This window comes from Methylomagnum ishizawai (assembly GCF_019670005.1).
Classification (GTDB): Bacteria; Pseudomonadota; Gammaproteobacteria; order Methylococcales; family Methylococcaceae; genus Methylomagnum; species Methylomagnum ishizawai.
Genome location: NZ_AP019783.1, coordinates 2070828 through 2095728 on the forward strand (window position 1 = coordinate 2070828; position 24901 = coordinate 2095728).

30 protein-coding genes and 1 tRNA gene are annotated in these 24901 nt (G+C 62.7%); 27 read left to right on the top strand and 4 right to left on the bottom strand.

What is annotated here, in order from left to right:
* The first annotated feature begins 118 nt into the window (after positions 1-118).
* From csrA to K5658_RS09535, 17 genes are all read left to right on the top strand, one after another.
* A complete protein-coding gene (gene csrA, locus K5658_RS09455; protein WP_085216282.1) occupies positions 119-313 on the top strand; it encodes a carbon storage regulator CsrA in 195 nt (64 codons plus the stop codon).
* A 38-nt stretch (positions 314-351) separates the two neighbouring features.
* Positions 352-444 (top strand) — tRNA-Ser (locus tag K5658_RS09460).
* Positions 445-675: 231 nt separating this feature from the next.
* Positions 676-939, top strand: a complete 264-nt coding sequence (gene rpsP / locus K5658_RS09465; protein ID WP_221066685.1) for a 30S ribosomal protein S16 — start codon at positions 676-678, stop codon at positions 937-939.
* An 18-nt stretch (positions 940-957) separates the two neighbouring features.
* Positions 958-1461 carry a ribosome maturation factor RimM gene (gene rimM / locus K5658_RS09470; protein WP_221066686.1) on the top strand — a complete coding sequence of 168 codons (504 nt, stop codon included), beginning with the start codon at positions 958-960 and terminating at the stop codon, positions 1459-1461.
* Positions 1462-1470: 9 nt separating this feature from the next.
* Positions 1471-2229, top strand: coding sequence for a tRNA (guanosine(37)-N1)-methyltransferase TrmD (trmD, locus tag K5658_RS09475; RefSeq protein ID WP_221066687.1), 759 nt, complete (start codon positions 1471-1473; stop codon positions 2227-2229).
* A 6-nt stretch (positions 2230-2235) separates the two neighbouring features.
* On the top strand, positions 2236-2583 hold the full coding sequence (rplS, locus tag K5658_RS09480) for a 50S ribosomal protein L19 (RefSeq protein ID WP_221066688.1): 348 nt from the start codon (positions 2236-2238) through the stop codon (positions 2581-2583).
* 116 nt (positions 2584-2699) lie between these two features.
* Positions 2700-3164 carry a methylated-DNA--[protein]-cysteine S-methyltransferase gene (locus tag K5658_RS09485; RefSeq protein ID WP_221066689.1) on the top strand — a complete coding sequence of 155 codons (465 nt, stop codon included), beginning with the start codon at positions 2700-2702 and terminating at the stop codon, positions 3162-3164.
* Positions 3145-4056 carry a site-specific tyrosine recombinase XerD gene (xerD, locus tag K5658_RS09490; RefSeq protein WP_221066690.1) on the top strand — a complete coding sequence of 304 codons (912 nt, stop codon included), beginning with the start codon at positions 3145-3147 and terminating at the stop codon, positions 4054-4056. The genes K5658_RS09485 and xerD overlap by 20 nt, the downstream gene beginning before the upstream one ends.
* A gap of 26 nt (positions 4057-4082) precedes the next feature.
* Positions 4083-4865 carry an acyl-ACP--UDP-N-acetylglucosamine O-acyltransferase gene (gene lpxA, locus K5658_RS09495; protein WP_221066691.1) on the top strand — a complete coding sequence of 261 codons (783 nt, stop codon included), beginning with the start codon at positions 4083-4085 and terminating at the stop codon, positions 4863-4865.
* Between the two features lie 28 nt (positions 4866-4893).
* On the top strand, positions 4894-5829 hold the full coding sequence (locus K5658_RS09500; RefSeq protein WP_221066692.1) for a Gfo/Idh/MocA family protein: 936 nt from the start codon (positions 4894-4896) through the stop codon (positions 5827-5829).
* 42 nt (positions 5830-5871) lie between these two features.
* A complete protein-coding gene (locus tag K5658_RS09505; protein ID WP_221066693.1) occupies positions 5872-6969 on the top strand; it encodes a DegT/DnrJ/EryC1/StrS family aminotransferase in 1098 nt (365 codons plus the stop codon).
* A complete protein-coding gene (gene lpxB / locus K5658_RS09510; RefSeq protein WP_221066694.1) occupies positions 6962-8119 on the top strand; it encodes a lipid-A-disaccharide synthase in 1158 nt (385 codons plus the stop codon). Before K5658_RS09505 ends, lpxB begins: the two co-directional genes overlap by 8 nt.
* Positions 8116-8613, top strand: a complete 498-nt coding sequence (locus K5658_RS09515) for a GreA/GreB family elongation factor (RefSeq protein ID WP_221066695.1) — start codon at positions 8116-8118, stop codon at positions 8611-8613. Before lpxB ends, K5658_RS09515 begins: the two co-directional genes overlap by 4 nt.
* The gene (locus tag K5658_RS09520; RefSeq protein WP_221066696.1) at positions 8610-9323 is read left to right on the top strand and encodes a M48 family metallopeptidase; all 714 of its coding nucleotides are present in this window, start codon (positions 8610-8612) and stop codon (positions 9321-9323) included. The genes K5658_RS09515 and K5658_RS09520 overlap by 4 nt, the downstream gene beginning before the upstream one ends.
* A complete protein-coding gene (locus K5658_RS09525; RefSeq protein WP_221066697.1) occupies positions 9320-9820 on the top strand; it encodes a protein disulfide oxidoreductase in 501 nt (166 codons plus the stop codon). Before K5658_RS09520 ends, K5658_RS09525 begins: the two co-directional genes overlap by 4 nt.
* Positions 9821-9986: 166 nt before the next feature.
* Positions 9987-10979 carry an NAD(P)H-quinone oxidoreductase gene (locus tag K5658_RS09530; protein WP_343223311.1) on the top strand — a complete coding sequence of 331 codons (993 nt, stop codon included), beginning with the start codon at positions 9987-9989 and terminating at the stop codon, positions 10977-10979.
* A 4-nt stretch (positions 10980-10983) separates the two neighbouring features.
* Positions 10984-12000 carry a tetratricopeptide repeat protein gene (locus K5658_RS09535; protein ID WP_221066698.1) on the top strand — a complete coding sequence of 339 codons (1017 nt, stop codon included), beginning with the start codon at positions 10984-10986 and terminating at the stop codon, positions 11998-12000.
* A 52-nt stretch (positions 12001-12052) separates the two neighbouring features.
* Here the strand turns inward: K5658_RS09535 and ppnP are convergent, their stop codons facing one another.
* Both ppnP and K5658_RS09545 read right to left on the bottom strand, forming a co-directional pair.
* Positions 12053-12364, bottom strand: a complete 312-nt coding sequence (ppnP, locus tag K5658_RS09540) for a pyrimidine/purine nucleoside phosphorylase (protein ID WP_221066699.1) — start codon at positions 12362-12364, stop codon at positions 12053-12055.
* 59 nt (positions 12365-12423) lie between these two features.
* Complete coding sequence (locus K5658_RS09545; protein ID WP_221066700.1) at positions 12424-12909, bottom strand: hypothetical protein; 486 nt, start codon at positions 12907-12909, stop codon at positions 12424-12426.
* Between the two features lie 308 nt (positions 12910-13217).
* On the opposite strand from K5658_RS09545, the gene K5658_RS09550 reads away from it, so the two are divergent.
* The 10 genes from K5658_RS09550 to K5658_RS09595 all read left to right on the top strand — a co-directional run bounded on the left by K5658_RS09550 (position 13218) and on the right by K5658_RS09595 (position 23587).
* Positions 13218-14516, top strand: coding sequence for a hypothetical protein (locus K5658_RS09550; protein ID WP_221066701.1), 1299 nt, complete (start codon positions 13218-13220; stop codon positions 14514-14516).
* Positions 14517-14736: 220 nt separating this feature from the next.
* On the top strand, positions 14737-15336 hold the full coding sequence (locus K5658_RS09555; RefSeq protein WP_221066702.1) for a hypothetical protein: 600 nt from the start codon (positions 14737-14739) through the stop codon (positions 15334-15336).
* 103 nt (positions 15337-15439) lie between these two features.
* Positions 15440-15997 (top strand): Uma2 family endonuclease, encoded by a 558-nt coding sequence (locus K5658_RS09560; RefSeq protein WP_221066703.1) that lies wholly within the window; start codon positions 15440-15442, stop codon positions 15995-15997.
* A 456-nt stretch (positions 15998-16453) separates the two neighbouring features.
* Positions 16454-17011, top strand: coding sequence for a thioredoxin family protein (locus K5658_RS09565; RefSeq protein WP_221066704.1), 558 nt, complete (start codon positions 16454-16456; stop codon positions 17009-17011).
* 34 nt (positions 17012-17045) lie between these two features.
* Positions 17046-18221 carry a phosphoglycerate kinase gene (locus K5658_RS09570; protein WP_221066705.1) on the top strand — a complete coding sequence of 392 codons (1176 nt, stop codon included), beginning with the start codon at positions 17046-17048 and terminating at the stop codon, positions 18219-18221.
* A 147-nt stretch (positions 18222-18368) separates the two neighbouring features.
* On the top strand, positions 18369-18830 hold the full coding sequence (locus K5658_RS09575) for a cyclic nucleotide-binding domain-containing protein (protein WP_221066706.1): 462 nt from the start codon (positions 18369-18371) through the stop codon (positions 18828-18830).
* A 125-nt stretch (positions 18831-18955) separates the two neighbouring features.
* A complete protein-coding gene (gene rpoZ / locus K5658_RS09580) occupies positions 18956-19243 on the top strand; it encodes a DNA-directed RNA polymerase subunit omega (protein ID WP_221066707.1) in 288 nt (95 codons plus the stop codon).
* Between the two features lie 38 nt (positions 19244-19281).
* Positions 19282-21489 carry a RelA/SpoT family protein gene (locus K5658_RS09585; RefSeq protein WP_221066708.1) on the top strand — a complete coding sequence of 736 codons (2208 nt, stop codon included), beginning with the start codon at positions 19282-19284 and terminating at the stop codon, positions 21487-21489.
* Positions 21464-21850 (top strand): RidA family protein, encoded by a 387-nt coding sequence (locus tag K5658_RS09590; protein ID WP_221066709.1) that lies wholly within the window; start codon positions 21464-21466, stop codon positions 21848-21850. The genes K5658_RS09585 and K5658_RS09590 overlap by 26 nt, the downstream gene beginning before the upstream one ends.
* A 333-nt stretch (positions 21851-22183) precedes the next feature.
* Positions 22184-23587 (top strand): M20/M25/M40 family metallo-hydrolase, encoded by a 1404-nt coding sequence (locus K5658_RS09595; RefSeq protein ID WP_221066710.1) that lies wholly within the window; start codon positions 22184-22186, stop codon positions 23585-23587.
* Positions 23588-23611: 24 nt separating this feature from the next.
* Here K5658_RS09595 and K5658_RS09600 read toward each other — a convergent pair whose 3' ends face one another.
* On the bottom strand, positions 23612-24463 hold the full coding sequence (locus K5658_RS09600) for a radical SAM protein (RefSeq protein WP_221066711.1): 852 nt from the start codon (positions 24461-24463) through the stop codon (positions 23612-23614).
* Positions 24464-24493: 30 nt separating this feature from the next.
* Positions 24494-24889 (bottom strand): DUF7682 family zinc-binding protein, encoded by a 396-nt coding sequence (locus K5658_RS09605; protein WP_221066712.1) that lies wholly within the window; start codon positions 24887-24889, stop codon positions 24494-24496.
* Between the last annotated feature and the right edge of the window lie 12 nt (positions 24890-24901).

Below are 24901 nucleotides of genomic sequence, written 5' to 3' on the forward strand. Positions count from 1 at the left end.
TAGAAATACAGCGGGAAGTGGTATAATATTCGGCTTGTATGCAACTGTGGGTCGGGATAGCGTTGCTTAAAGCGGTGCTGCTCTTAATAAGTTGGCGAGACCGTATAAGGAAGGATTTATGTTGATATTGACTCGTAGGGTTGGCGAGACTCTGATGATCGGGGACGATGTAACGGTTACCGTATTGGGGGTCAAGGGTAATCAGGTTCGTATCGGTGTGAATGCGCCCAAAGAGGTTTCCGTACATCGTGAGGAAATCTACGAGCGCATCAAACGCGAGCAGCAGGTCCAACCCGGCGGAGAAATTAGCTGAATCTTCGGGCGGAATCGGTTATAATAGGCAGATACTTCGGAGAGATGGCCGAGAGGCTGAAGGCGCTCCCCTGCTAAGGGAGTATAGGGCTTAAAACTCTATCGAGGGTTCGAATCCCTCTCTCTCCGCCACTTATTCAGTTGTGGCGCGGAAATAGTTTACGGTCTTCGCGCATCGTCGTGGAAACACGGGCTTCCTGGTCAAGTCCGCTGTTATCGTCCTGATAAGCCCCCCCGCTATACTTAGAATCATCAAGCTACGATAGCCCTGGTGTAAGCCATGCGGGGCTTGTGCGGGGCTTGTTTTTGTTGATATAATTTTCGGATTTTTCAGGTCGTTCTGAAACTCAGAGAGGAATCTTCATGGTCACTATCCGTTTGTCCCGTGGCGGCGCGAAGAAGCGTCCTTTTTATCATGTGGTGGTCGCGAATAGCCGCTCCAAAAGGGATGGCCGTTATATCGAGCGCGTGGGTTTCTTCAACCCGGTTGCCCAGGGGACTGCCGAGCGGTTGCGTTTGAACGAAGAGCGTATCCAATACTGGATCGGCCAAGGGGCCCAAACCACTGAAAGAGTGGGCAGCCTGATCAAGGAACTGCGCAAACTCTCCGCCGTTTCCGCCGCCTAAGCGGTCGATTGAGCCGCAATGTCCCGGCAAGTCATCGTTGGCGAGATTCTCGGGGCATTCGGTGTGCGGGGATGGATCAAAATCAAATCACATACCCATCCGCCGGAAAACATACTGAAGTATTCCCCATGGCGGATCGCGGGGAATGGCGGATCCAAGGATTATAAGCTTGTCGAGGGTAAGCGGCATGGCGAGGATGTGGTTATCGCCCGCTTGGATGGGATAAGCGACCGCGACCAAGCCCTGCTTTTGCAAAGGCATACCATAGCGGTTTCCAGGGAAAGCTTCTCGCCGCCCGGACCGGGGGAATATTACTGGGCCGATTTGATCGGCTTGGAAGTCCGCACCCTGGGTGGCGTGGTGCTGGGAAAAGTCGTCGGTATGATGGAAACCGGGGCCAACGATGTGATGGAAGTCCGGGGCGACCGCGAACGCTTGATTCCCTTTGTGGTCGGCGCTTTCGTCAAGGAAGTGCGGATCGATGAGGGATGGCTGAGCGTCGATTGGGACCCCGACTTCTAGGGCGCGACGATGCGCTTCGATGTCGTCACCCTGTTCCCCGAGATGCTGCGGGATGCCGCCCGCCATGGCGTCACCGGGCGGGCCATCGAAAACCATATCGCCGATCTGGTCCTGTGGAATCCACGCGAATACACCCATGACCGTCATCGCACGGTGGACGACCGGCCCTATGGCGGCGGACCGGGCATGGTGATGAAGGTCGGGCCTTTGCGCGACGCCATCCACGCGGCGCGGGCCGATTCGGCCTTGCCGGCCAAGACGGTTTACCTGAGTCCCCAGGGCCGGGTGTTGGATCAAACGGCGGTGGCACATTTCGCCGCTGTTCCGCGCTTGATCTTGGTGGCGGGCCGTTACGAAGGCATAGACGAGCGCCTGATCGAGGCCGAAATCGACGAGGAATGGTCGATTGGCGATTACGTCCTGAGCGGCGGGGAATTGGCGGCTTTGGTCCTGTTCGATGCCGTGGTGCGTTTGCTTCCCGGCGTATTGGGACATGCCGAATCGGCGGCGCAGGATTCCCATGTGGCCGGGTTGTTGGATTGTCCCCACTACACCCGCCCCGAGGAAATCGATGGCCGCGCAATCCCGGAAATCCTCCAATCCGGGAACCACGAGGCCATTAGGCGGTGGCGTTTGAAGCAATCGCTCGGGCGTACCTGGCTGAAAAGGCCGGACCTTCTGGCCAAGGTCCGACTCGACGCCGAACAGGCAGGATTGCTCGGGGAATTCCAGAACGAATTGAATACCGGAAAGACACAAGAAGGGTAAGCAGCAATGGCGAATATTATTCAAGAACTCGAAGCCGAATGGATGAGCGCGAAGACCATACCGGCATTCGCGCCCGGCGACACCGTGGTGGTGCAGGTCAAGGTGAAGGAAGGCAACCGTGAGCGTTTACAGGCCTATGAAGGCGTGGTGATCGCCAAGCGCAACCGGGGTTACAACTCCGCCTTCACCGTGCGCAAGATGTCCCATGGCGAGGGTGTGGAGCGCGTGTTCCAGACCTACAGCCCGCAGGTGCAGGAAATCGCGGTCAAGCGCCGGGGCGATGTGCGCCGCGCCAAGCTGTACTACCTGCGCGACCGCACCGGCAAGGCCGCCCGCATCAAGGAAAAAATCTAACCGGCCCGCGGTGGTCGCCGCGAACCTGTGGAACGGTACGACGGGCAGCGCAAACTGCCCGTCGGTCGTTTCCGGGGCCGGAAAATCTTCTATTCCCCGCATTCGGTGTTCCAGCCATGCCTACCGCGATCATCGCGACGCCGTTCGGTGCCCTGGCCCTGTCCGCCACGGAGCATGAATTGGTCGGCATCGATTTCTCCCTGGATGCCCCCGCCGTTGAAATTCCGGCCCATCCGGTGCTGGCATTGGCGGCTTCCCAGTTGGCCCGCTATTTCGACGATCCCGGCTTTGCCTTCTCCTTGCCCTTGCGCCTGTCCGGTACCGATTACCGCCGCCGGGTCTGGGACGCCTTGGTCGCCATCCCCGCGGGGAACGTCGAAACCTATGGCCGCTTGGCCGACCGCCTCGGCAGCGGTCCCCGCGCCGTGGCCGGTGCCTGCCGCGCTAATGCTTTTCCCATCGTCATTCCCTGCCACCGGGTGGTGTCGGCCCAGGGCTTGGGCGGCTATGGTGGCCGGAGGTCCGGGCCGCTCCTCGATCTCAAGCGCTGGCTGCTGAGGCATGAAGGCTACGCCGCCTGAGACGGATCGGGAGTTGATCCAGCGTTTCGCCGACGCCCTGTGGCTGGAAGAGGGCTTGAGCGAGAATACCCAGAAAGCTTATATCAGCGACCTGTCGCATTTTTCCGCCTGGCTCGGCAAGGCGCAGCGCGGGGGGTTGTTGGCGGTCGATGCCGCCGCGATAGAAAATTATCTGGCGTTCAGATATCAGCGGAAAGCCAGCGGACGTAGCATGGCGCGGCTATTGTCCAGTCTGCGGAAGCTTTATCTGTCCCTGCTGCGGGAAGGCCGGATCGAAATCGACCCCACCCTGAACATCGACCCGCCCCGCCTGGGCCGTCCCCTGCCCAAGACCTTGACCGAGCGCGATGTCGAAGCCCTGCTCGAAGCGCCCCCCACCGACGAGGTGTTGGGCTGCCGCGACCGCGCCATGTTGGAAGTCCTCTACGCCACCGGGCTCCGGGTCAGCGAACTGGTCGGCCTCAAACTGGAAGAAGTGAACCTGCGCCGGGGCGTGGTCCGGGTCATGGGCAAGGGCGGCAAGGAGCGCTTGGTGCCCCTGGGCGAGGAGGCCGAGGAATGGGTGCGCCGTTATTTCGATACCGCCCGTGTCGTCTTGCTGAAGGGCCGCCGCAGCGACGATTTGTTCGTGACCGACCGGGGCGCGGGCATGACCCGGCAAGCCTTTTGGTATCTCATCAAGCGCTACGCCCTGCAAGCGGGCATCCACAAACCCTTGTCGCCCCATACCCTGCGCCACGCCTTCGCCACCCATTTGCTCAACCACGGGGCCGATCTGCGGGTGGTGCAGATGCTGCTGGGCCATAGCGACTTATCCAGCACCCAGATTTATACTCACGTCGCCCAGGAACGGCTCAAGGAATTGCACGCCCGTTGCCATCCCCGCGGTTGAACCCCTTTCCCCCTATCGGAGCCACCATGTCGAATATCCATCCCACCGCCTATGTCGCGCCCGAGGTCGAACTCGGGGCTGGAGTCGCCGTCGGACCGTTCGCCGTGATCGAGGGGCCGGGGGTGGTCGGCGAGGGTTGCCGCATCGACGCCCATGCGGTGATCCGCCCCTATGTGCGGATGGGTCGGCACAACCATGTCCATCCCCATGCGGTGCTGGGCGGTTTGCCGCAGGATTTGGGTTTCGACGAGGCCACCGAGACCTATCTGGATATCGGCGACCATAATGTCTTCCGCGAGGCGGTGACGCTGAGCCGGGCCACGAAACCGGGCGGTTCGACCCGTTTGGGTTCCCACAATTACCTGATGAACGGCAGCCACGTCGGCCATGATTGCGTGCTGGGCGACCGCAATATCTTCGCCAGCAATGTGGCCCTCGGCGGCCATGTGCAAATGGGCGACCGGGTGTTCTGCGGTGGCGGGGCGGTGGTGCATCAATTCTGCCGGGTCGGCAGCCTCGCCATCCTGCAAGGCTTGGCCGGCATCAACAAGGACGTGATTCCTTATACGATGGTCGGCGGGCGTCCCGGCAAGCATTACCGGGTCAATCTGGTCGGCGTGCGCCGGGCCGGGATCGATGGCGACCGGCTCAAGGCGGTGTCCGCCGCGTTCCGCCGCTTGCGTAATAAACAAAGCCTGGACGACCTGCCCGACACCCCGGAATTGGCCTATCTACGGACATGGCTGGCCGCCGAGTCCAAGCGCCACGGCACCTTGGGCTTCGTCGAACTCGGCCGCGGCGACGATTGATGCCTATTTCCCCATCGGAGCGAACCCTATGAACCCTCTGCGCTGCGCCGTGATCGGCGTCGGATACCTGGGCAAATTCCACGCGCAAAAATACGCCGCGCTTCCCGATTGCGAATTGGTCGCGGTGGTCGATAGCAACCCGGCCCAGGCCCAGGCCGTGGCCGAGGCCAACCAGACCCGCGCCGTCGCCGATTACCGCGAACTCCTGGGCCGGGTCGATGCCGTCAGCATCGTGGTTCCCACCAGCCTGCATTTCGAGGTGGCCCGCGAGTTCCTGGCGGCGGGCGTGCATGTCTTGGTGGAAAAGCCCATCACCGTCACGGTGGACGAGGCCGACGAATTGATCCGCCTTGCCGGTGAAAAGGATGTGCGGCTGATGGTCGGCCATCTGGAACGCTTCAACGCGGCGCTGTTGGGCTTGGACTTGACCCAGGACAAGCCTTTGTTCATCGAATCCCATAGGCTCGCGCCTTTCAATCCCAGGGCCAACGATGTCAGCGTGGTGTTGGACCTGATGATCCACGACATCGATATCATCCTCGACATCGTGGATTCCGAGGTCGAACGCATCGACGCCAAGGGCGTCACCGTGCTGACCAACGACACCGATATCGCCAACGCCCGCATTACCTTCAAAAGCGGCTGTGTCGCCAACGTCACCGCCAGCCGCGCCAGCCTCAAGGTCGAGCGCAAGATGCGGATGTTCATGCCGAACTGCTATGTTTCGGTGGATTTCCAGAACCGGGTATTGGCCAAGCACCGCAAGGGCGAACGGGAGATGTTCCCCGGCGTCCCCGAGATCGTCAGCGAGGAATCGGTGTTCGAGAACGGCGATGCCTTGATGGCGGAGATCAAGCATTTCGTGGCCTGCGTGCGGGAGGGCAGGGAGCCTTTGTGTTCTGGCCACGCCGGGCGCAGGGCTTTGGCGACGGCGACCGAGATTACCCGGCTTTTGAAATCCTGAGCGCGGCGTTACCCAATCATCAATCCTAGGAGTTCTCAAGCCATGATCCCGATGGTCGATCTCAAAACCCAATACGCCAACCTCAAGGACGAAATCGACCGCGGCGTCCAGGAAGTCTTGGAAAGCTGCGCCTTCATCCTGGGGCCGAATGTCAAGGCGTTCGAGGAGGAAGCCGCCGCCTACCTCGGCGTGAAGCACGCCATCGGCTGCGCTTCCGGCACCGACGCCCTGCACTTGGTGCTGCGCGCGGCGGGCGTGGGCGAGGGCGACGAGGTCATCACTTCGGCCTTCACCTTCATCGCCACGGCGGAGGCCATCCGCTACGTGGGGGCCAAGCCGGTCTTCGTGGACATCGATCCCCAGACCTTCAACATCGACCCCGCCCGGATCGAAGCCGCCCTCACCGCCAAGACCAAGGCCATCATGCCGGTGCATTTGTTCGGCCAACCGGCGGACATGGCGGCGATCACGGCGCTGTGCGAGCGCCACGGCCTGGTGCTGATCGAGGATTGCGCCCAGTCCTTCGGCGCGACCCTCGATGGCAAGCAAACGGGCGCGTTCGGCCTGGGCGCGGGCTTCAGCTTCTTCCCCAGCAAGAACCTGGGCGCTTACGGCGATGGCGGTTTGGTCACGACCCAGTCCGATGATATCGCCGCCAAGGTGAAGATGCTGCGCAACCACGGCTCCGAGGTGCGCTATTACCACGACGCCATCGGCTATAACAGCCGCCTGGACGAAATCCAGGCCGCGATCCTGCGGGTGAAATTGCGCCATATCGAGGCATTCAACGCGGGCCGCCGCCGCGCCGCCCAGCTTTATTCCGCATTGATGGCGGATTTGCCGGTCGAGACCCCGCACGAGGATGGTATCGGCGTCCACGTCTATCACCAATACACCCTGCTCAGCGACCGCCGCGACGCCCTCATGCTGGCGTTGCAACAAGCGCAAATCGCCTGCGCCATCTACTACCCGGTGCCCTTGCACCAGCAGAACGTGTTCAAGGCCGATTGCGCCGGGCTGAGCCTCCCGGTCACGGAATCCGTGGCAGCGCGCTGCCTGTCCTTGCCGATCTATCCCGAACTCGGGGAAGCGGATATCCGCCGCGTCGTGGCGGTGATCCGGGCGGCGCTCGATGGCTGAACGTCCCCCCTTGGTGTTGCTGTCCGCCGGGGAAGCCTCCGGTGACCGCCATGCCGCCGACCTGTTCACGGCGCTGAAAGCCCTGGTGCCGGATGTGCGCGGCATCGGCATGGGCGGGGCGGCGATGCGCGAGGCCGGGGTCGAAATCCGCTGCGATTCCTCCGGCATCGGCGTCATCGGCCTGGTCGAAATCGCCAAGCATTACGGCGAAATCCGCCGGGCGCTCGCGCTCATGCAAACCCTCGCCCGCGAGGAAAAACCCGACTTGCTGATCTGCGTCGATTACAAGGAATTCAACTTCCGGCTGGCCAAGGCGGCGAAGGCCAGCGGGGTGCGGGTGTTGTTCTATGTCAGCCCGCAGGTTTGGGCCTGGCGGCCGGGCCGGGTCAAGACCTATGGCCGCATCGTCGATCACATGGCGGTGATTTTCCCGTTCGAGGTGCCGTTCTACGAGGCCCACCAAGTGCCGGTCACTTATGTCGGCCATCCCCTGGCCGGGAAGGTGAGGCCCACGCTGGATCTTCGGGCGGCGCGGGAAAAATATGGACTCGACGGCGCGGCCCCGGTCATCGGTCTCCTGCCCGGCAGCCGCGTCAATGAAATCAAACGCTTGTTCCCGGTCATCCTGAAATCGGCGCGGCGGCTGGCCCAGGATTTCGCGGGGGCGCGGTTCCTGTTGTTCCAAGCGCCTTCGGTGGCGGACGCGGATATCCAGGGGCGGCTGGAGGCTGCCGGTTTGGATATCCGGGTCATCCAGGGCCAGGATTATGACGCCCTGCAATGCTGCGACGCCGTCATCACCGTGTCGGGCACGGCGACCCTGGAGGTCGCCCTGGTCGGCGTGCCCATGGTCATCGTCTACCGCCTGTCGCCCCTGAGCTATTGGCTGGGCCGCTTGTTGGTCAGCATCCCGCATATCGGCCTGCCGAATATCCTGGCGGGCCGGGGCATCGTCCGCGAATTCATCCAACACGAAGCCAACCCCGCCAACATCGCCGCCGAGATCGGCAAAATCCTGCGGGAACCCGAGTATGCGGAAGGTATCCGCCGGGCGCTGGCGGAGGTGCGGGAGCGGCTGGGCGGGCGCAATGGCTCCCAGGAGTTGGCGCGGTTGGCGGCGGAGATGCTGGTGCCCGGAGCGGTGCCATGAGCCGGGCTTTCGTGAAGGAAATGGACGGGCTGGAAGAGGCTTTGCCGGAGCGGCCCCAAAGCCCCCACATCAACTATGTGACCCCGCGTGGCCTCGCGCAATTGCAGGAACGGGTACGGGAACTGAGCGCCCTGCGTAGCGCTTTGGAACCCCGCGACGATCTGGATAGCCGCCAGCAACTCAAGCGGGTCGAACGCGATCTGCATTACTACACCGAGCGGGTGGCCCGCGCCGTGCTGGTGCGGCCCGGCGTCCAGCCCGGCGACAAGGTCCATTTCGGCGCGGCGGTGGAGGTCGAGGACGGGGACGGGCACCGGCAGCGCTGCGTCATCGTCGGCGAGGACGAAGCCGACGCCGCCCAGGGCCGGATCAGCTGGGTGTCGCCGCTGGCCCAAGCCCTGTTGAACGCCCGGCCCGGCGATGTGGTGACATGGCGGCGTCCGGTGGGCGATAAAACCCTGGAAATCCTCGCCATCGGCGAAGACTCGCCGTGAGCGACGCCGCGCCCGGTTGTCGGCTGCGCTATAGCGCCAGGGCCAAACGCCTGCGCTTGGTGGTGAAGCCCGCCGGGGCCGAATTGGTGATCCCGCCCGGCGTGGGCCGGGAACAGGCGCTGGCCTTCATGGAACAGCACCGCGCCTGGGCCGAGCGCAAGCTGGCGGAATTCCGCGCCCGCGCCGCCACGGCCACCGCGCCGGTCGGCTTCCTCGCGGGCGCGACCCTGCCGTTCCAGGGCCGCGAGGTGGCCCTGGATATCGTCCTATCCCCCGACCGCCGGACCCGCGTCGAATTCGACCAGGGTTTCCGCATCGCCTTGCCCGCCACGGCTTCCGGTCCCACCGAACAGCGGGTGAAAGCCGCCCTGTCCGCCTGGATCAAAACCTGGATGGCGGACGAGGCCGCCCGCATCGTGGCCCGCCACGCCGTCCGCTACGGTCTCGAACCCCGCTCCATCCGCATCAAACGCATGAAAAGCCGTTGGGGCAGTTGCGGTGCGCGGGGCGATATCAACCTCAATTGGCTTTTGGCTTTCGCCCCGCCCACGGTGTTGGAATACGTGGTGGTGCATGAGCTTTGCCATCTCCGTCGGCGCGACCATTCCGCCGCCTTCTGGGATTTGGTGGCCCGGCATTTGCCCGGCTGGCTCCAGGAACGGCAATGGCTCAAGCGCCATGGCGGCGAATTATTGCGGCGCTTCGCATGAACACACTCAACAAAAAATTCGGAAAGAACCTCCTGGCTTGGCTGGCCTTGGTCCCGCTGTTTTTCGGGATGCAACTGTTCGCCAACCGCGACCTGGCCTCGGGCCCGCCGCCCGCGATCCAGGGGCCCACCCTGGACGGCCAAGCCTTCCCCGGCCTGGCTTCCCTGCCCAAACCCGCCGTGCTGTATTTCTGGGCCAGTTGGTGCCCCGTTTGTCGGGGCATGCAAGGCGGTATCCAGGAATTGGCGCAAGATATGCCTTTGCTCGGTATCGCCATGCAGTCCGGCGATGCCGCCGAGGTCGCCCAGTATATGAAGCAGATGGGCTTCGATATCCCCGTGGTGATCGACGCTTCCGGGGACATCGGCAAAGCCTTCGGGTTGCGCGGTGTGCCCGCGGTGTTCGTGCTGGGTGCCGACGGCAATATCCGCTATGCCAGCGCGGGCTATACCACCGCCCTGGGCGTGCGCCTGAGATATTGGCTGGCCGGGCTGTAGGCCGCCGCATCCGGGCTACACGGTGATTGTCAATTGGAAGCGGTAAGCTGGAATCCGAAGTCTGTCCTGGCTCGTCCCGGCACGATGGCGGTGCGGGTGATAGGTCCGAACATGGGCTATAACTAGCTCATCGGCCTTAATAATTACAGGAGAAACTGCCGTGAGTGTGATCCCATCTACCATGTTTGCCATCGAAATCACCCAACCGGGCGGTCCCGAGGTGTTGCAGCCTTGCCGCCGCGCCGTGCCCGAGCCCGGTCCTGGGGAAGTGTTAATCAGAGTGGCGGCGGCGGGCATCAACCGCCCGGACGCCATGCAACGCCGGGGCTTGTATCCGCCGCCGCCCGGCGCGTCCGATATTCCGGGATTGGAGGTCGCCGGACAGGTCGTGGCCGTGGGCGAGGGCGTGAAGCATCCCGGCGTCGGCGAGGGCGTGTGCGCCCTGGTCACGGGTGGCGGCTATGCCGAATATTGCGTCGCCGCCGCGCCCTTGTGCCTGCCCATCCCCAAGGGCTTCAGTTGGGTCGAGGCGGCGGCCTTGCCGGAAGCCCTGTTCACGGTCTGGGCCAATTTGTTCGAGCAAGGCGGCTTGAAGGCCGGGGAGCGGGTCTTGATCCACGGCGGTAGCGGCGGCATCGGCAGCACCGCCATCCAGTTGGCGCGGGAGTTCGGTGCCGAGGTGTTCGTCACCGCCGGCAGCGTGCAAAAATGCATTTTCTGCGAGCAACTCGGGGCGCGGGCCATCGACTACGGCCAGCAGGACTTCGTCGAGGCCATCCGCGAATATACCGGGGGCCAAGGCGTGGACCTCATCCTCGACATGATGGGCGGTCCCTATCTACAGCGCAATCTCGAATGCCTGGCCCCCGGCGGGCGCTTGGCCTTGATCGCGGTGCAGGGCGGTCCCAAGACCGAAATCAACCTGTTGCCGATCCTGCTCAAGCGCCTGACCCTGGCCGGTTCCACCCTGCGTCCGCGCAGCCTCGCCGAGAAGGCCGCGCTGGCTTCCGCGCTGAAATCCCAGGTCTGGCCCTTGTTGAAGAGCGGGAAGATCAAGCCCGTGATCCATGGCACCTTCCCCTTGGCCGACGCCTCGGAAACCCATCATTTATTGGAAAGCGGCCGGCATATCGGCAAATTGGTGTTGGAGAACAGTTGAACCGATGAGATTCCGGGTATCCGCGGCCCTGGCCGCGTTGTGTTTGTTGGCGGGGCGGGCCGAGGCCGATGTGGCGCGGGGGCTCGCCGCCGTGGCGAAACAGGATTGGCGCGCCGCCGCCGCGCAGTTCCAGCCCTTGGCGGAGGCGGGCGACCGGGATGCCCAGATCAATCTCGGCAACCTGTATCTCAAGGGCTATGGCGTCGAGCAGGATTACGGGGCCGCCTACCGCTGGTATCTCCGGGCGGCGGGCCAGGGCAGCGCCCTGGCCCAGGGCAAGCTCGGGATGATGCAGTATTACGGCCTGGGCATGGACGAGAACCACGGCGCGGCGGTGGGTTGGTTCCGCGAGGCGGCGGAGCGGGGCGATCCGGGGTCGGCGGCGATCCTGGGTTCCTTGTACGAGGCGGGCGACGGCATCCGCAAGGATATCGCCCAGGCGTATTTCTGGTACGCCCTGGCCGCCGACCGCGGCCATCCCACGGCGGCGGACCGCAAGACCGAACTGGCCGACCGCATGACCACCGACGAAATCAACCGGGGGCTGGATTTGTTGGCGGCCTGGGAGAAGGACCATCCCTTGCCCGAGGTGAAGGAGGAGGAACCGCCCGAATTCGCCGAACCGCCGCCCGCCGCCCGTCACTTGGAGCCGGTGGGCGGGCCCGCCGCCCGGTCGCTCCCGCCCAGGCGGGTCAAGGCCGACCCGGAACCACGGCCCAAGCCCAAAACGCCGAAAGCGGCGGACAAGAACGCCAAGCCGGCCCACCAGGCCGGCCAGGTGGCCAAGCCCAAACCGGCGCACAAGGGGCAGGATCGGAGCGCCAAACCCGCCCATGCTGCCCACGCAAAACCGGCCAAGCCTTCCAAGCCGGGCCCGCCCAAGGCGATAAAACCGACCGATACCCAGAAACCGGCCAAACCCGTCAAGGCCAAATCCGCCCAGGAGGCCAAGGCCGGCAAGGAAAAAACGGCGGTGTCCAAGCCCAAGCCCAAGCCCAAGCCCAAACCGGCCCCCAAATGACAACGCCCCGTCCGTGCCGGGCACGGACGGGGCGTTTGGGGAAGCGCCCGGATCAGCCGAAATGGCAAACGTAATCCAGCATCTCGACGGTTTCGATATCGAAGCGGCTATCGCCCGGCACCTTGAAGGAATCACCGGCTTGGTAGGTGGTCCATTCGCTTTCCCCCGCCTGGCGCACATGGCACACGCCGCCGATGATTTCCATGATTTCCGGCGCGGCGGTCTGGAAGGTCAGGCTGGACGGGAAGATGACGCCGATGGTCTTGCGGGTGCCGTTGGGGAACAGCACGGTGTGGCTGACGCACTTGCCGTCGAAATAGACATTGGCTTTCTTGACGACGCTGACCTCATCGAATTGGGACATGGGGTTCCTCGGTTTGGGTATGGAAAAGGCGGGATTATACGACGGGCGGGCCGGATGGCTTAGATCAGCACCGCCAGCACGCCGACCACGACCACGCCCGCCAGCAGTTTGTAGGGCCAGGCCAGGAGTTGCCAGGCCAGCCGCACGGCGCGGTATTGCCGCCGGAAAAAGGCCGCGATCCTGGGAAACCATTGGCGGCGGGCTTTCCGCCACAGCCAGCGCAGCACCAACAGCCCCGCCAATAGCTTGACCGGGGTCAGGCTCCAGGCGGTGACGATCTCGGCATGGTAGGGATCGAGGTCGAACCATTCCTCGATCTGGTCTTCGAGATGCTCCTCGCTGCCCTCGACCACGAAGAAAATCCCGTCGCCGATGAATTCCAGGATTTCCAGGATGAACTCGAACAGGGCTTCTTCCAGGATGAAGGCCAGGGCGACGAAGCCCAGGAACCAGTACAAGGGGATCCAGCTGGGTTCTACCGGGGGGTCGGCTTCGGTGGCGAGGACGGCGGGACGGGCGGGAGCCTCGGAATCGGAATCGCTCATGGCTAATGGCTGGGCTGGGTTGACCGGACGCGGAAGGGTAGCTTCCTTCGGGGGGCGGTTCAAGCGCGATAGGTCAAACTTGGCGGGCTTGGAAACCGCCCGGTAGTGTGGGATTTGCGATAAAACTCGCCGGAATCCCGCACGGACGGGGTAAAATAGAACTGTGATATAGTTCGCCAGCGGCGCGGCCGGGGTTCTCCGGTATGACGGTCCTTGGGCGCAGGCTCCGGGGACGGACGCTCGAACAACAAGGACTCCCAGCGAACCCATCCCCAAGAACCCGACGAAAAAAATATACCGAGAGCTTCATGGAAATCAAAGAATGGCTGCAGGTCTGGCAATTTGAACACAACCCATTCGTCATCTTCGACGCGGACCGCGACCCGTATCTGCAAACCGCGATGGTGGAGAACACCTCGCTGCGTTCCGTGTTGTTGCACCTGGAGAAGCCCAGCCCCTACGTGATCTTCGCCATCCGCGGCGCGGGCAAATCCTCCATGCGGATCGACACCGAGCGCTACCTGCGCCAGTACGAAGACAAGGTGCTGGTCATCAGCTATGTGGAATTCAACGAGCTCCTGAGCGAGGTGAGCCGCCCCCGGCGCTTGCCCATCGAATATTCCGCCAACAAATCCGCCCTCGCCCGCATCTTCAAGCGCAAGAAGGAAGAACCCTTGGCCCGCGAAGCCAAGATGACCCTGGACGACCATCTCGATTACATCCTCAAGCTCGGCATCGAGGAACTTTACGGCCATATCCTCGAAGCCCACAAGGAAGACATGCTCAAGGACAACCGGGAAATCGCCGAGAAATTCCTGCTGCTGACCGCGCTCTATTTCGCTCCGAACGACCTGTCGAGCAAGGTGTCGGCCCTGCGCCGCCAGATGGAGATCGCGGGCTATAAGAAGAAGAGCAACTTCTTCGCCAAGAGCCAGGCCAAGTTCCTGGCCGGGGAAATCTACCGTTATATCCGGGGCGTGCCGGTGTCGCTGGAAGGGACGTTCAAGATCATCCAGGAAATCGGGCCGGGCCTCTTTGAGTTCCACGGCATTCCGCGCACCACCGAGAACCGCTTCACCCTGCTCAAGAGCTTCATGGAATTGGTGCGCTATTTCGGGCTGTCGGGGGTGTATTTACTGGTGGACCGGGTGGACGAGCCGACCAGCATCAAGGGCGACCCGGAGAAGATGCGCGAACTGGTGACGCCGGTGCTGGACGACCAATTGTTCCAGATCGACCACCTCGGCATCATCATGTTCCTGCCCTACGAGTTGCACGATCTCAAGAAGTATTACCGCAGCGACCGCATCAAGACCATTTCCTCGATCAACTGGTCGGCGGAGAACATGATCCGGCTGATCGAGAAACGCATGAACGTGGGCCGCAAGCCGGGCAGCCCGCCGCTGCAACTGGCCGATATCTTCGAGGAGGACGGCGAGAGCAAGGCGCAGTTCATCGTGCGGCAGTTGACACCGCGCAACGCCTTCCGCCTGTTGAGCATCATCGTCGAGGAGCATTGCGGCACGGTGATCTATGGCGTCAAGATTTCCACCGAGGTCTATGAATCGGCGGTACAGCGCTATTTGATCGAGAAGGAAGGTTATTGAGGGTCGCGGCGCGGCGGATCGCGCTTCGGATTCAAAAGGGTCGGCGTGGGGAGCGCCGGCCCTTTTTGCGTTTTGGGAATGGGGATTTTCGTTGTCAATTTTATGGGGCTGTGGTTCGATAAGTGGGGCCACATTTCGTGTGGTTGGCTAGCAAGACGTTCGCTTAACGTCCTGGTTTGGGTGGTTAAGGGAATCTATTTATTTACATGCTATGCTTCAAATGAACGACCTTCCAGTTCAGTCACTTACTGCGATAGCCACACTCGTCGCCGCACTGATTACTGCTGCCGTTTCGTTTGTCAGCCTCACGCTCACGAAAGAGCAGAAGACATCGGAGTTTCGACAGGCGTGGATTGACGCACTCAGAGAAGAACTCGCCAGCTTTCTTGCCGCAGCAAGAGCTTTTGCCAGAGCCGTAGAGATACTCAACACCTACGGGCCGGATTACAAAGACAAGACGGCGCTTCGAATCAGCGATGAAAAAGTCGGAGACCTCCGGTATCAGGTTGCAGAGTCACTCTGCAAGATTCAGCTTCGCCTAAATCCAAACGAACCGGAGCATCAAGAACTTCTTCGTCTGCTACGCCGTGCCGTTAGCGAGCAAAACGCAATGGTCAATAACAAGACAGGCGTCGAAGAAACCATGAAGGCCATCGAGATTGCCAGCGAATATGCCCAGCCTGTTTTGAAGAAGGAGTGGGAGCGAGTGAAGAAAGGCGAGTTGCCGTTTCGCATCGCGCGCAACTGGGTGGCTCCAGCGATTGCAGCGCTCTCGCTTGCGTTCATTGCTTGGGTTCTACTTGGCAAGTTCAGGCTATGAGCATCCAAGCCCGCGTAGAAACTATGCAGCCGGGCAGGGTGGGCATGTGCCCATGCCCACCCTGCTGTGCCTATCCACGACCCGACCGAATCCGGGAGGAACCATGGAAGCCCAGCGATTAAACACCGTGGACGATTTGCTCCGATTCCCCGAGGAGCGGGTCGAGCTAATCAATGGCGAAATCGTCCAGCGGCCCATGGCGCGTTCCGAACATGCTTTGGTCCAAGCCGGTATTTCCGACGAGGTTTCCCCATTGAGGCGCAAGGACGGCCCCGGCGGTTGGTGGATCATGACCGAAATCAGCGTCAGCGTCAGGTATGCCAGCCACGATTTGGCCGGTTGGCGCAAGGAACGGGTTCCCAACCGGCCAACAGGTATCATGGATATCATCCCGGATTGGGTGTGCGAAATTACCTCTCCTGGGCATGAACGCAAGGATATATTCCATAATTTCCTGCTACTACAGCGGCATGGCGTGGCTTATTATTGGGTGATTTCGCCCGAGGATAAAACCCTCATCGCTTATGAATGGGTGGAAGGTAGATACCGGGTGGTATTCGCCATGGAATGCCGGTCGCCTGAAGATTTCATAAAGGTGCGGGTGTCGCCGTTCGAGGGTTTGGAAATGGACTTGGATTATATTTTCGGTCAACCCACGTAGCCAGGATGAAGCGCGGCGGAATCTGGGAAAACAAAGCATTTTCGGTTTGGGTTTGCGCTCAGCCGTAGGGTGGGCATGTACTCATGCCCACCACTTCCGGGCTATCCCGGTGGGTATGGAATACGTGCCCGCCCTACAAACAACCTGAAAATGCTCTAGAAACCACCCTAAAGCCTCGAAAGCCCACTCATGTTCTCCCGCATCTTCCTCGGCATCGCCGATTTCGACCGGGCCATGGCTTTCTGCCGGTCCCTCGTCGATGCGGCTGGCCGGTGATTGCGAGGGAATCCGACGGCAACAAGCTTTGCGACGCCTGTCATCGGTCCGAATGATCCGCACCGTTGCCGCGAGCCTTCCCACGGAACCGGCCCGGTCGCCACCGTCCCCGCGATACGCCGCCGCCGCCTTTCTTTTGTTATGATGCCAAGACTCCGCCCCCACCCAAGGAAGCGCGTCATGGCCCTATTGGAAACCCCCATCTGCGATTTCGGCACCCCCGCCATCGATTTTTCCCTGCCCGGCATCGACGGCAAAACCTGGACCCTGGAACAATGCCGCGGCCCCAACGGCCTCCTGGTCATGTTCATCTGCAACCATTGCCCCTATGTCAAGGCCATCCAGGAGCGGCTGGTGCGCGACGTGCGGGATTTGCGCGAACACGGCATCCACGCCGTCGGCATCATGTCCAACGATCCCGCCGACTACCCGGAGGATTCGTTCGACAACATGAAGCGCGTGGCCGAGCGCTGCGGCTATCCCTTTCCCTACCTGTTCGATGAAAGCCAGGATATCGCCCGAAGCTATGGCGCGGTCTGCACGCCGGACTTCTTCGGCTACAACCGGAACCTGGAACTACAATACCGCGGCCGGCTCGACGCCAGCCGCAAGGATACCGCCCCGGCCGACGCTCGGCGCGACCTCTACGAGGCCATGAAGCAGGTCGCCCTGACCGGCCAGGGTCCCCAGGAACAAATCCCCAGCATGGGTTGTTCCATCAAATGGCGCGACCGCTGAACCGAACCCACAATCCCTTAAACAGGAGAAAACTATGTCTTTCAAGAGAGTAACCGACCTCGATCTCGCCGGTAAGCGCGTCCTGATCCGCGAGGATTTCAACGTGCCGGTGAAGGACGGGAAGGTCGCCAGCGATATCCGCATCCGTGCCGCCCTGCCGAACATCCAGCACTGTTTGGGCGCGGGGGCCAAGGTGATGCTGATGTCCCACCTGGGCCGTCCTACGGAAGGCGAATTCAGCCCGGAGAATTCCATGCAGCCGGTCGCCGACCGCCTGGCGGAGCTCCTGGGTAAGCCGGTGCGCTTGATTAAGGACTGGCTGGAAGGGGAGTTCGAGGTCGCCGAGGGCGAGGCCGTGCTGTTCGAGAACGTCCGCTTCAACAAGGGCGAGAAGAAGGACAACGCGGAACTGGCGGCCAAGATGGCGGCGCTGTGCGATGTCTATGTGATGGACGCCTTCGGCACCGCCCACCGCGCCGAAGCCTCCACCCATGGCGTGGGCCAAAAAGCCCCGCAAGCCTGCGCGGGCCTCCTGCTCTCCGCCGAACTCGACGCCCTCGGGAAGGCGCTGAAAAGCCCGGAGCGCCCCTTGCTCGCCATCGTCGGCGGCTCCAAGGTGTCCGGCAAGCTGGAAGTCTTGGATTCCCTGTCCCATCTGGTCGATCAACTCATCGTCGGCGGCGGCATCGCCAATACCTTCATCGCGGCGGCGGGCCACAACGTCGGCAAATCGCTGTACGAAGCCGACCTGATCCCCGAAGCCAAGCGCCTGATGGAACAAGCCAAATCCCGGGGCGGCGAGATTCCGGTGCCGACCGACGTGGTCTGCGCCAAGGAGTTTTCCGCCACCGCTGCCGCGACCATCAAACCGGTGGCCGAAGTGGCGGAGGACGATATGATCCTCGACATCGGGCCGGATACCGCCGCCCGTTATGCCGAAATCATCCAATCGGCGGCGACGATCGTCTGGAATGGTCCGGTCGGCGTGTTCGAGATCGACCAGTTCGCCGAGGGCACCCAGACCGTGGCGAAGGCCGTGGCCGATTCCCAAGGCTTCTCCATCGCGGGCGGCGGCGACACCCTGGCGGCCATCGACAAATACGGCATCGGCGACCAGGTCTCCTACACCTCCACCGGTGGCGGCGCCTTCCTGGAATTCCTGGAAGGCAAGAAGCTGCCCGCCGTGGCCATGCTCGAAGCCCGCGCCTAAGCTCCGTCCCCAAGCGCGGCGGGATTTTCCCGCCGCGCCCGTCCTTGCAGTCACGCAACCAAGCCAGCCGCGCCGGAAGCCTTGCGGCCTAGGGACAGGGAGTTCCGCTCGCCCGAGATCGTCCACATCGTTTTGGGAGGAACCATCATGAAACTCAAGTTCCGGGATATCCTGCGCGAACCCGAATTCATCAATTCCGTGCGCCACGAGATCAAGCACTACCCGGCGGGGGCGACCATCATCGAAGAAGGCTCCGCCGGCACCGAAATCTACCTGATCCTGGAAGGTGCCACCGAAATCTACGCGGCGGTGGACCATCTCGGCCCGCCCGGCCGCACCACCGAAATCGCCCGGTCGAACGCCGACGCAATCCTGGGCGAACTGTCCTTGTTCGAGCATCAGCCGCGCACCGCCAGCGTGGTCGCCACCTGCGACTGCCAGGTCGCCGTGATCGATGGCAAATCGCTGGAAGCCTTCATGGACCGGAACCCCGGCCTGGGCTATTGGATCTTGCGGGATATTTTCGACCAGGTGGTCAGCCGGATGCGGGAAACCACCCTGCGCAGCAATGCCATCACCGCCTTGTACTTGAACGATTACGAGGCTTAGCCTGGTTGCTGGGCGGTTGGGGCGGGCCGGGCGCGGGAGGGTCGGCTTTCCCCATGGCTGTACAGGAGCGCTGGTTTCGGGTAAAACCACGGTGGACCCTTTCACTACCGGAGAAATCGAAACCCATGGCCAGAGTGACCGTAGAAGACTGTTTGAGGAATGTGGACAACCGTTTCCAGTTGGTGTTGTTGGCTTCCAAACGCGCCCGCGAATTGTCGCGCCGTCCCGACGAGGCCAAGATACCCTGGGAAAACGATAAATGCACCGTGGTGGCCTTGCGCGAAATCGCCGCCGACCTCATCACCCGCGACTACCTCAACGTGGCTCCGAAGGCCGACCGCTTCAGCATCGAACGTCCGCCCCTGCCGTTGCGCAATCCCGCGCTGTCCGACCTGGACGACGATTTCGAATAATCGCGCCGGTCCATCCCCGCATCCAGAAGCCCGCCGCCATGAGTCCCTTGCCGCCCAGGGAAGACCCCGAACTCCCACAGGAAAAGCTGGTGCGCCGGCTTTGCGCCTTGCTGTCCGGCTATCTCGAATCGGCGCAGATCGACGAAGTCCACCGTGCCTATGAACTCGGCAATTCCGCCCACGAGGGCCAGTTCCGGCTCACGGGCGAACCCTATATCTGCCATCCGCTGTCGGTCGCCATGATCCTGGCCGAGATGCGCATGGACACCAAGGGCATCATGGCCGCGATCCTGCACGATGTGATCGAGGACACGCCCATCACCCGCGAGCAATTGCGCGAGGGCTTCGGCGAGGAGGTCGCGGCCCTGGTCGATGGCGTCAGCAAGCTGACCCAGCTCGATTGCAAATCCAGGGCGGAGGCCCAGGCCCAGAACGTCCGCAAGATGTTCCTGGCGATGGTCAAGGACTTGCGGGTCATCATGGTCAAGCTGGCCGACCGGCTGCACAACATGCGCACCCTGGGCATCATGTCCGGCAACCGCCGCCGCCGCATCGCCCGCGAGACCCTGGATATCTACGCCCCCATCGCCAACCGCCTGGGGATGAACGAAATCCGGCTGGAACTGGAAGACCTGGGCTTCGCCGCCATGTATCCGATGCGGGCGCGGATATTGGAACAGGCGGTCAAGAAGGCCCGCGGCAACCGCAAGGAAGTGGTGGCGACCATCGAATCCAGCATCCACAGGCGCCTGAACGAGGGCGGCCTGGGCGAATGCGAGGTGGTGGGCCGCGAGAAGCATCTGTATAGCCTGTACCAGAAGATGCGGAACAAGCATCTTTCGTTCGGCGAGGTCAGCGACGTCTACGCCTTCCGCATCATCGGCCACAGCGTGGACGAGTGCTACCGGGCCTTGGGGATAGTCCACAACCTCTACAAACCGGTCCCAGGGAAGTTCAAGGATTACATCGCCGTGCCCAAGGCCAACGGCTACCAATCCCTGCACACGGTGCTGGTCGGTCCCTACGGCCAACCCCTGGAAATCCAAATCCGTACCCGTGCCATGCACCATCTGGCCGAGTCGGGGATCGCCGCGCACTGGCTTTACAAAAGCGAACACGAGCAATCGTCCTACAGCCAGGCCCGCGCCCACGAATGGCTACGCGACCTCTTGGAAATCCAGAAGAGCGCCGGGGATTCCATGGAATTCCTCGACAACCTCAAGGTGGACCTGTTCCAGCAGGAGGTCTACGTCTTCACGCCCAAGGGCAAGATCGTCAAGCTGCCGCGCAACGCCACCATCGTCGATTTCGCCTACGCGGTCCATACCGACGTGGGCAATACCTGCGTCTCGGCGCGGGTGGACCGGATGCTCGCCCCCTTGCAGACCGTGCTGGAAAATGGCCGCACGGTGGAAATCATCACCGCGCCCTGGGCGAGGCCGAACCCCCTGTGGTTGAGCTTCGTGGTCACGGCCAAGGCGCGGGCGGCGATCCGCAGCTACCTCCGCAATTTCAAGAAGCAGGAGGCCATCGTCCTGGGCAAGCGCCTGCTGGAGAAGGAACTGGACGCCCAGAACCTGCGCTTCGACGATATTCCCGCGGGCCGGGTCGAGGAACTGCTGAAGCGGCTCGACCTGGGGTCGCGGGACGCCTTGTTCGAAGATATCGGCCTGGGCAACCGGCTCCCGTTCCTGGTGACGCGGCAACTGGTCCACGTCGATATACAGGACGCCGCCGCCCCGGACCGGACCACGCTCTCGCCGCTCATCATCAAGGGCACCGAAGGCATGGTGGTCAATCTCGCCAAATGCTGCCGCCCGATTCCGGGCGATCCCATCGTCGGCTTCTTCAATCCGGGCAAGGGCATCGTCGTCCACCTGAGCGAATGCCGCAACCTCGAAGACCTCCGCAAGAAACCCACCAACTGGCTGGAAGTGCAATGGGATAAGCAGGCCAGCGGCGAATTCCCGGCGGTGATCCGGGTGGAATTGATGAACCAGGTCGGCACCCTGGCCAAGGTGGCCTCCACCATCTCCAGGATGCGGGCCAACATCGAGAACGTGCAGATCACCAACCAGGACAGCCAGATTTCCGTCGATATCATCACCCTCCTGGTCCGCGACCGCGTGCATCTCGCCAATGTGATGCGCGAACTCAAGAAGCTTTCGGTGGTGATGAAGATTTCCCGTGTCAAATCCGAACTCCGCAAGAAAACCACCCATGGCAAAACAAATCATACAGACTGAACTCGCCCCCCAGGCCATCGGCACCTATTCCCAGGCCGTGAAGGTCGGCGACACCGTGTACCTGTCCGGGCAAATCCCCTTGGACCCCGCCACCATGACCCTGGTCGAGGGCGGCATGGACGCCCAGATCCGCCGGGTGTTCGACAACCTCAAGGCGGTGGCGGAAGCCGCGGGCGGCGGCTTGCGGGACGTGGTGAAGCTCAACATCTTCCTGACCGACCTCGGCCATTTCGCCCTGGTGAACGAGATCATGGCGGGCTATTTCGCCCCGCCGTATCCGGCGCGGGCGGCGATAGGCGTGGCGGCCTTGCCACGGGGGGCGGGAGTGGAGATGGACGGGGTGATGGTGCTGGATCGATAGCGCCTTGAATCTTCCGGGCCGGGTTCGCGTCCAACGCCGCCCGGCCCGGTCCACTGGACAGTACGCCGATCACCGGTCTGTGTCGTGGGTTCCTACCCGGCACACCGGGCCGCGCATCCCGGCTCCGCCGGTTCCCCGCCCGCTTGCGCCGTATCAATCCCGCCTTCAAAAAAACTTCGGCTCGGACCCTGGCCGGGGCGTCGCCGCCGCCATGGTGGACCGGACGCCGCCCATAGGCGTCGAGGCCGATGCGTGGAATCTGGGAACTGTGGTCGGGCCGGTGGGATTTGCGGAATACTAGCCGCGCCGTCGTTTTAGAGGAAAATCCTAGCCATGATCGCCACCGATACGCTGTATGCCAACATCGCCGAGTTCTGGGACCGCGAAATCGTGCCCGTCCTGGCCGAGTACATCAAGATTCCCAACAAATCCCCGCATTTCGATCCCGATTGGGCCGCGCATGGCCATATGGAAGCCGCCCGCCGCCTCGCCCTGGATTGGCTCGCCGCCCACCCCCTTCCCGGCGCGACCCTGCACGGCACCCATTTGCCGGGCCGTACGCCCTTGATCCTGGTCGAGGTGCCCGGTGCCATCGATAAAACCGTGTTGATCTACGGCCATCTCGACAAACAGCCGGAAATGGAAGGCTGGAGCCAGGGCTTGGGTCCGTGGACGCCGGTCCTGCGCGAAGACAAGCTCTATGGCCGGGGCGGGGCCGACGACGGCTATGCGCTGTTCGCCGCCGTGGCGGCGCTGCGGGCGCTCGCGGGCGTGGACTTGCCGCGCATCGTCCTCCTGATCGAATTCTCGGAGGAAAGCGGTTCGCCTGACCTGCCCGCCTATCTCGACGCCTACGGTGCCGTCATCGGCACCCCGGATTTGGTCATCGCCCTGGACTCCGGGGCCGGGGATTACGAACGGCTGTGGTCCACCACCTCGCTGCGCGGCGTGGTGAATTGCGTGGTCGATGTGAAGGTGTTGGAGGAAACCGCCCATTCCGGCATCGCCAGCGGCATCGTGCCCTCGTCCATGCGGATCATGCGCCAACTCCTGGACCGGCTGGAAGACCCCGTGACCGGCGCGAGCCGCATCCCGGCGCTGTTGGCCGAAATCCCCGGGCAGCGCCGCCAGCAGGCGGCGGCGGCGGCGGAGATCATCGGCGTCGAGGGCATCCGCGGCAGCTTCAAGGTGGTGCCGGGGTTGTGCCCGGTCAGCGCCGACGGGGCCGAATTGCTGCTCAACAATACCTGGCGTCCCACCCTGTGCGTGGTCGGACAGGCGGGGATGCCGCCCATCCACTCCGCCGGGAACATCCTGCGCTCGCATACCGCCTTCAAGCTGTCGATCCGCCTGCCGCCGACGGTGGATGGCCGGGAAGCCGAAGCCGCGATCCGCGCCGAGCTGACCGCCGACCCGCCCTATGACGCGGAAATCTCGGTCGAGTTCGACCAATCCGGCACCGGCTGGAACGCGCCCGCCCTGGCTCCTTGGCTGGAACAAGCGACCCAGGAAGCTTCCGGGACGTTCTATGGCAAGGACGCGGCCTATGTCGGCCTGGGCGGGAGCATTCCGTTCATGGGGATGCTGGGGCAGCAATTCCCCGAGGCGCAGTTCCTGATTACCGGGGTGCTGGGACCCTTGAGCAACGCTCATGGGCCGAACGAGTTTTTGCATATCCCCTATGCGAAGAAGTTGACGGCTTGCGTGGCGTATATTTTGGCGCGGGTGGGCGCTTGAGTCCGCAAGCGCGGGACGGGCGATTCATCCACTCACCTTGACCACGAACCCCGCCGCCTCGATCCGCCCGCCGAAATCCTCCAACCATGCCAGCGGCAAGGCCGAGAGGCGCGGTGCTTCCGCCTGCAGGGAAGGCCGCGCCAGTCCATAGAGCAGCACGCCCTCGACCGGGATTTCCCGCGCCCGGATTTCCGCCAACAAATCCAGATAGGCCCGTTGTTCGTCCGCGCCGGGGGCCGCGCCGTCCCAGGCGAACCAGCAGGTTTGTAGCCAGGTCCGGCACAGCCGGGCCGAGATTTCCAAATGCCGCAACACGGCTGCCGGCGTCAGGTTCACGCTGTTGACGCGGTGGATGCCGTCCGCCGTGGCGCGGTCCAGCTTGAACCAGACCTCGCCGCCCAGTTCCGACCAATGGGCCAGGCCGCGTTGGACCTCGGGTTTCGCCATCAGGCTGCCGTTGCTGATGAGGACCAGTTTGATCGCCCCGAACAGGTCGAATTCGGCGCAGACCTGGCCGACCACCCCGACCACGGCGTCGAACTCGCGGCAACTGGTGGGTTCGCCGTTGCCGGAAAGGGCGATATCGCGGATCACGCGCTGGTCTTCCGGCAATTCATAGCGCTGGTAGAAATCGCCATGCAGGGCGTCTTCGAGCAACCCGGTCAATTCGCCTTCCAGTTGGAACAGGTCGATGGTGGGGGCGGCACCCCGGACGAGGTCCGGGACTTGGCAATAGACGCAGCGCCAGTTGCAGGCGTGGTTGGGGTTGAGGTTGACACCGATGGACAGCCCGCCCGAGCGGCGCGACACCACCGGGTAGACGTAGGTGAGTCCGGCGCTATGGCGGTCGTGGTTGGCGGAGGTGAGTTTGGTCATGGCGATGGGGTGGGGATTGCGGCTGGAATCTCAAACCCAGCCGTTACCGGATAAACGGTTATTATATTCTTCGTGGGAGATGGCTTCGATGAATTCCAGTTGGCCATTATCTTCTTTGCAGATCAAGCGGTATCTCCGTCCGATGGGGATGGAAATGACATGGCGTTGTCCCATATTCTTCATCCGTTTCCCCATGAAATCCATATAAGAGGCGCCTTGTTGCAGTGCGGCGATCATTTCGAGGGTTTTTTCCGCGATTTCGGGAGGCAGGTCGTCGAGCGGGATCGGGGCTTGAGAGAGCCGTTGGATGCGCTGGGTTTTCGCTTGGAGCATCGCGTGCTTCCGCTGTTCTTCGCTGGCGCAGCGATGGCAGAATCTCCCTTTGCCGCTGTGGCCGCACGAAAAGGTTTTTTTTCTAACAGGCATGGTATTCGGAAA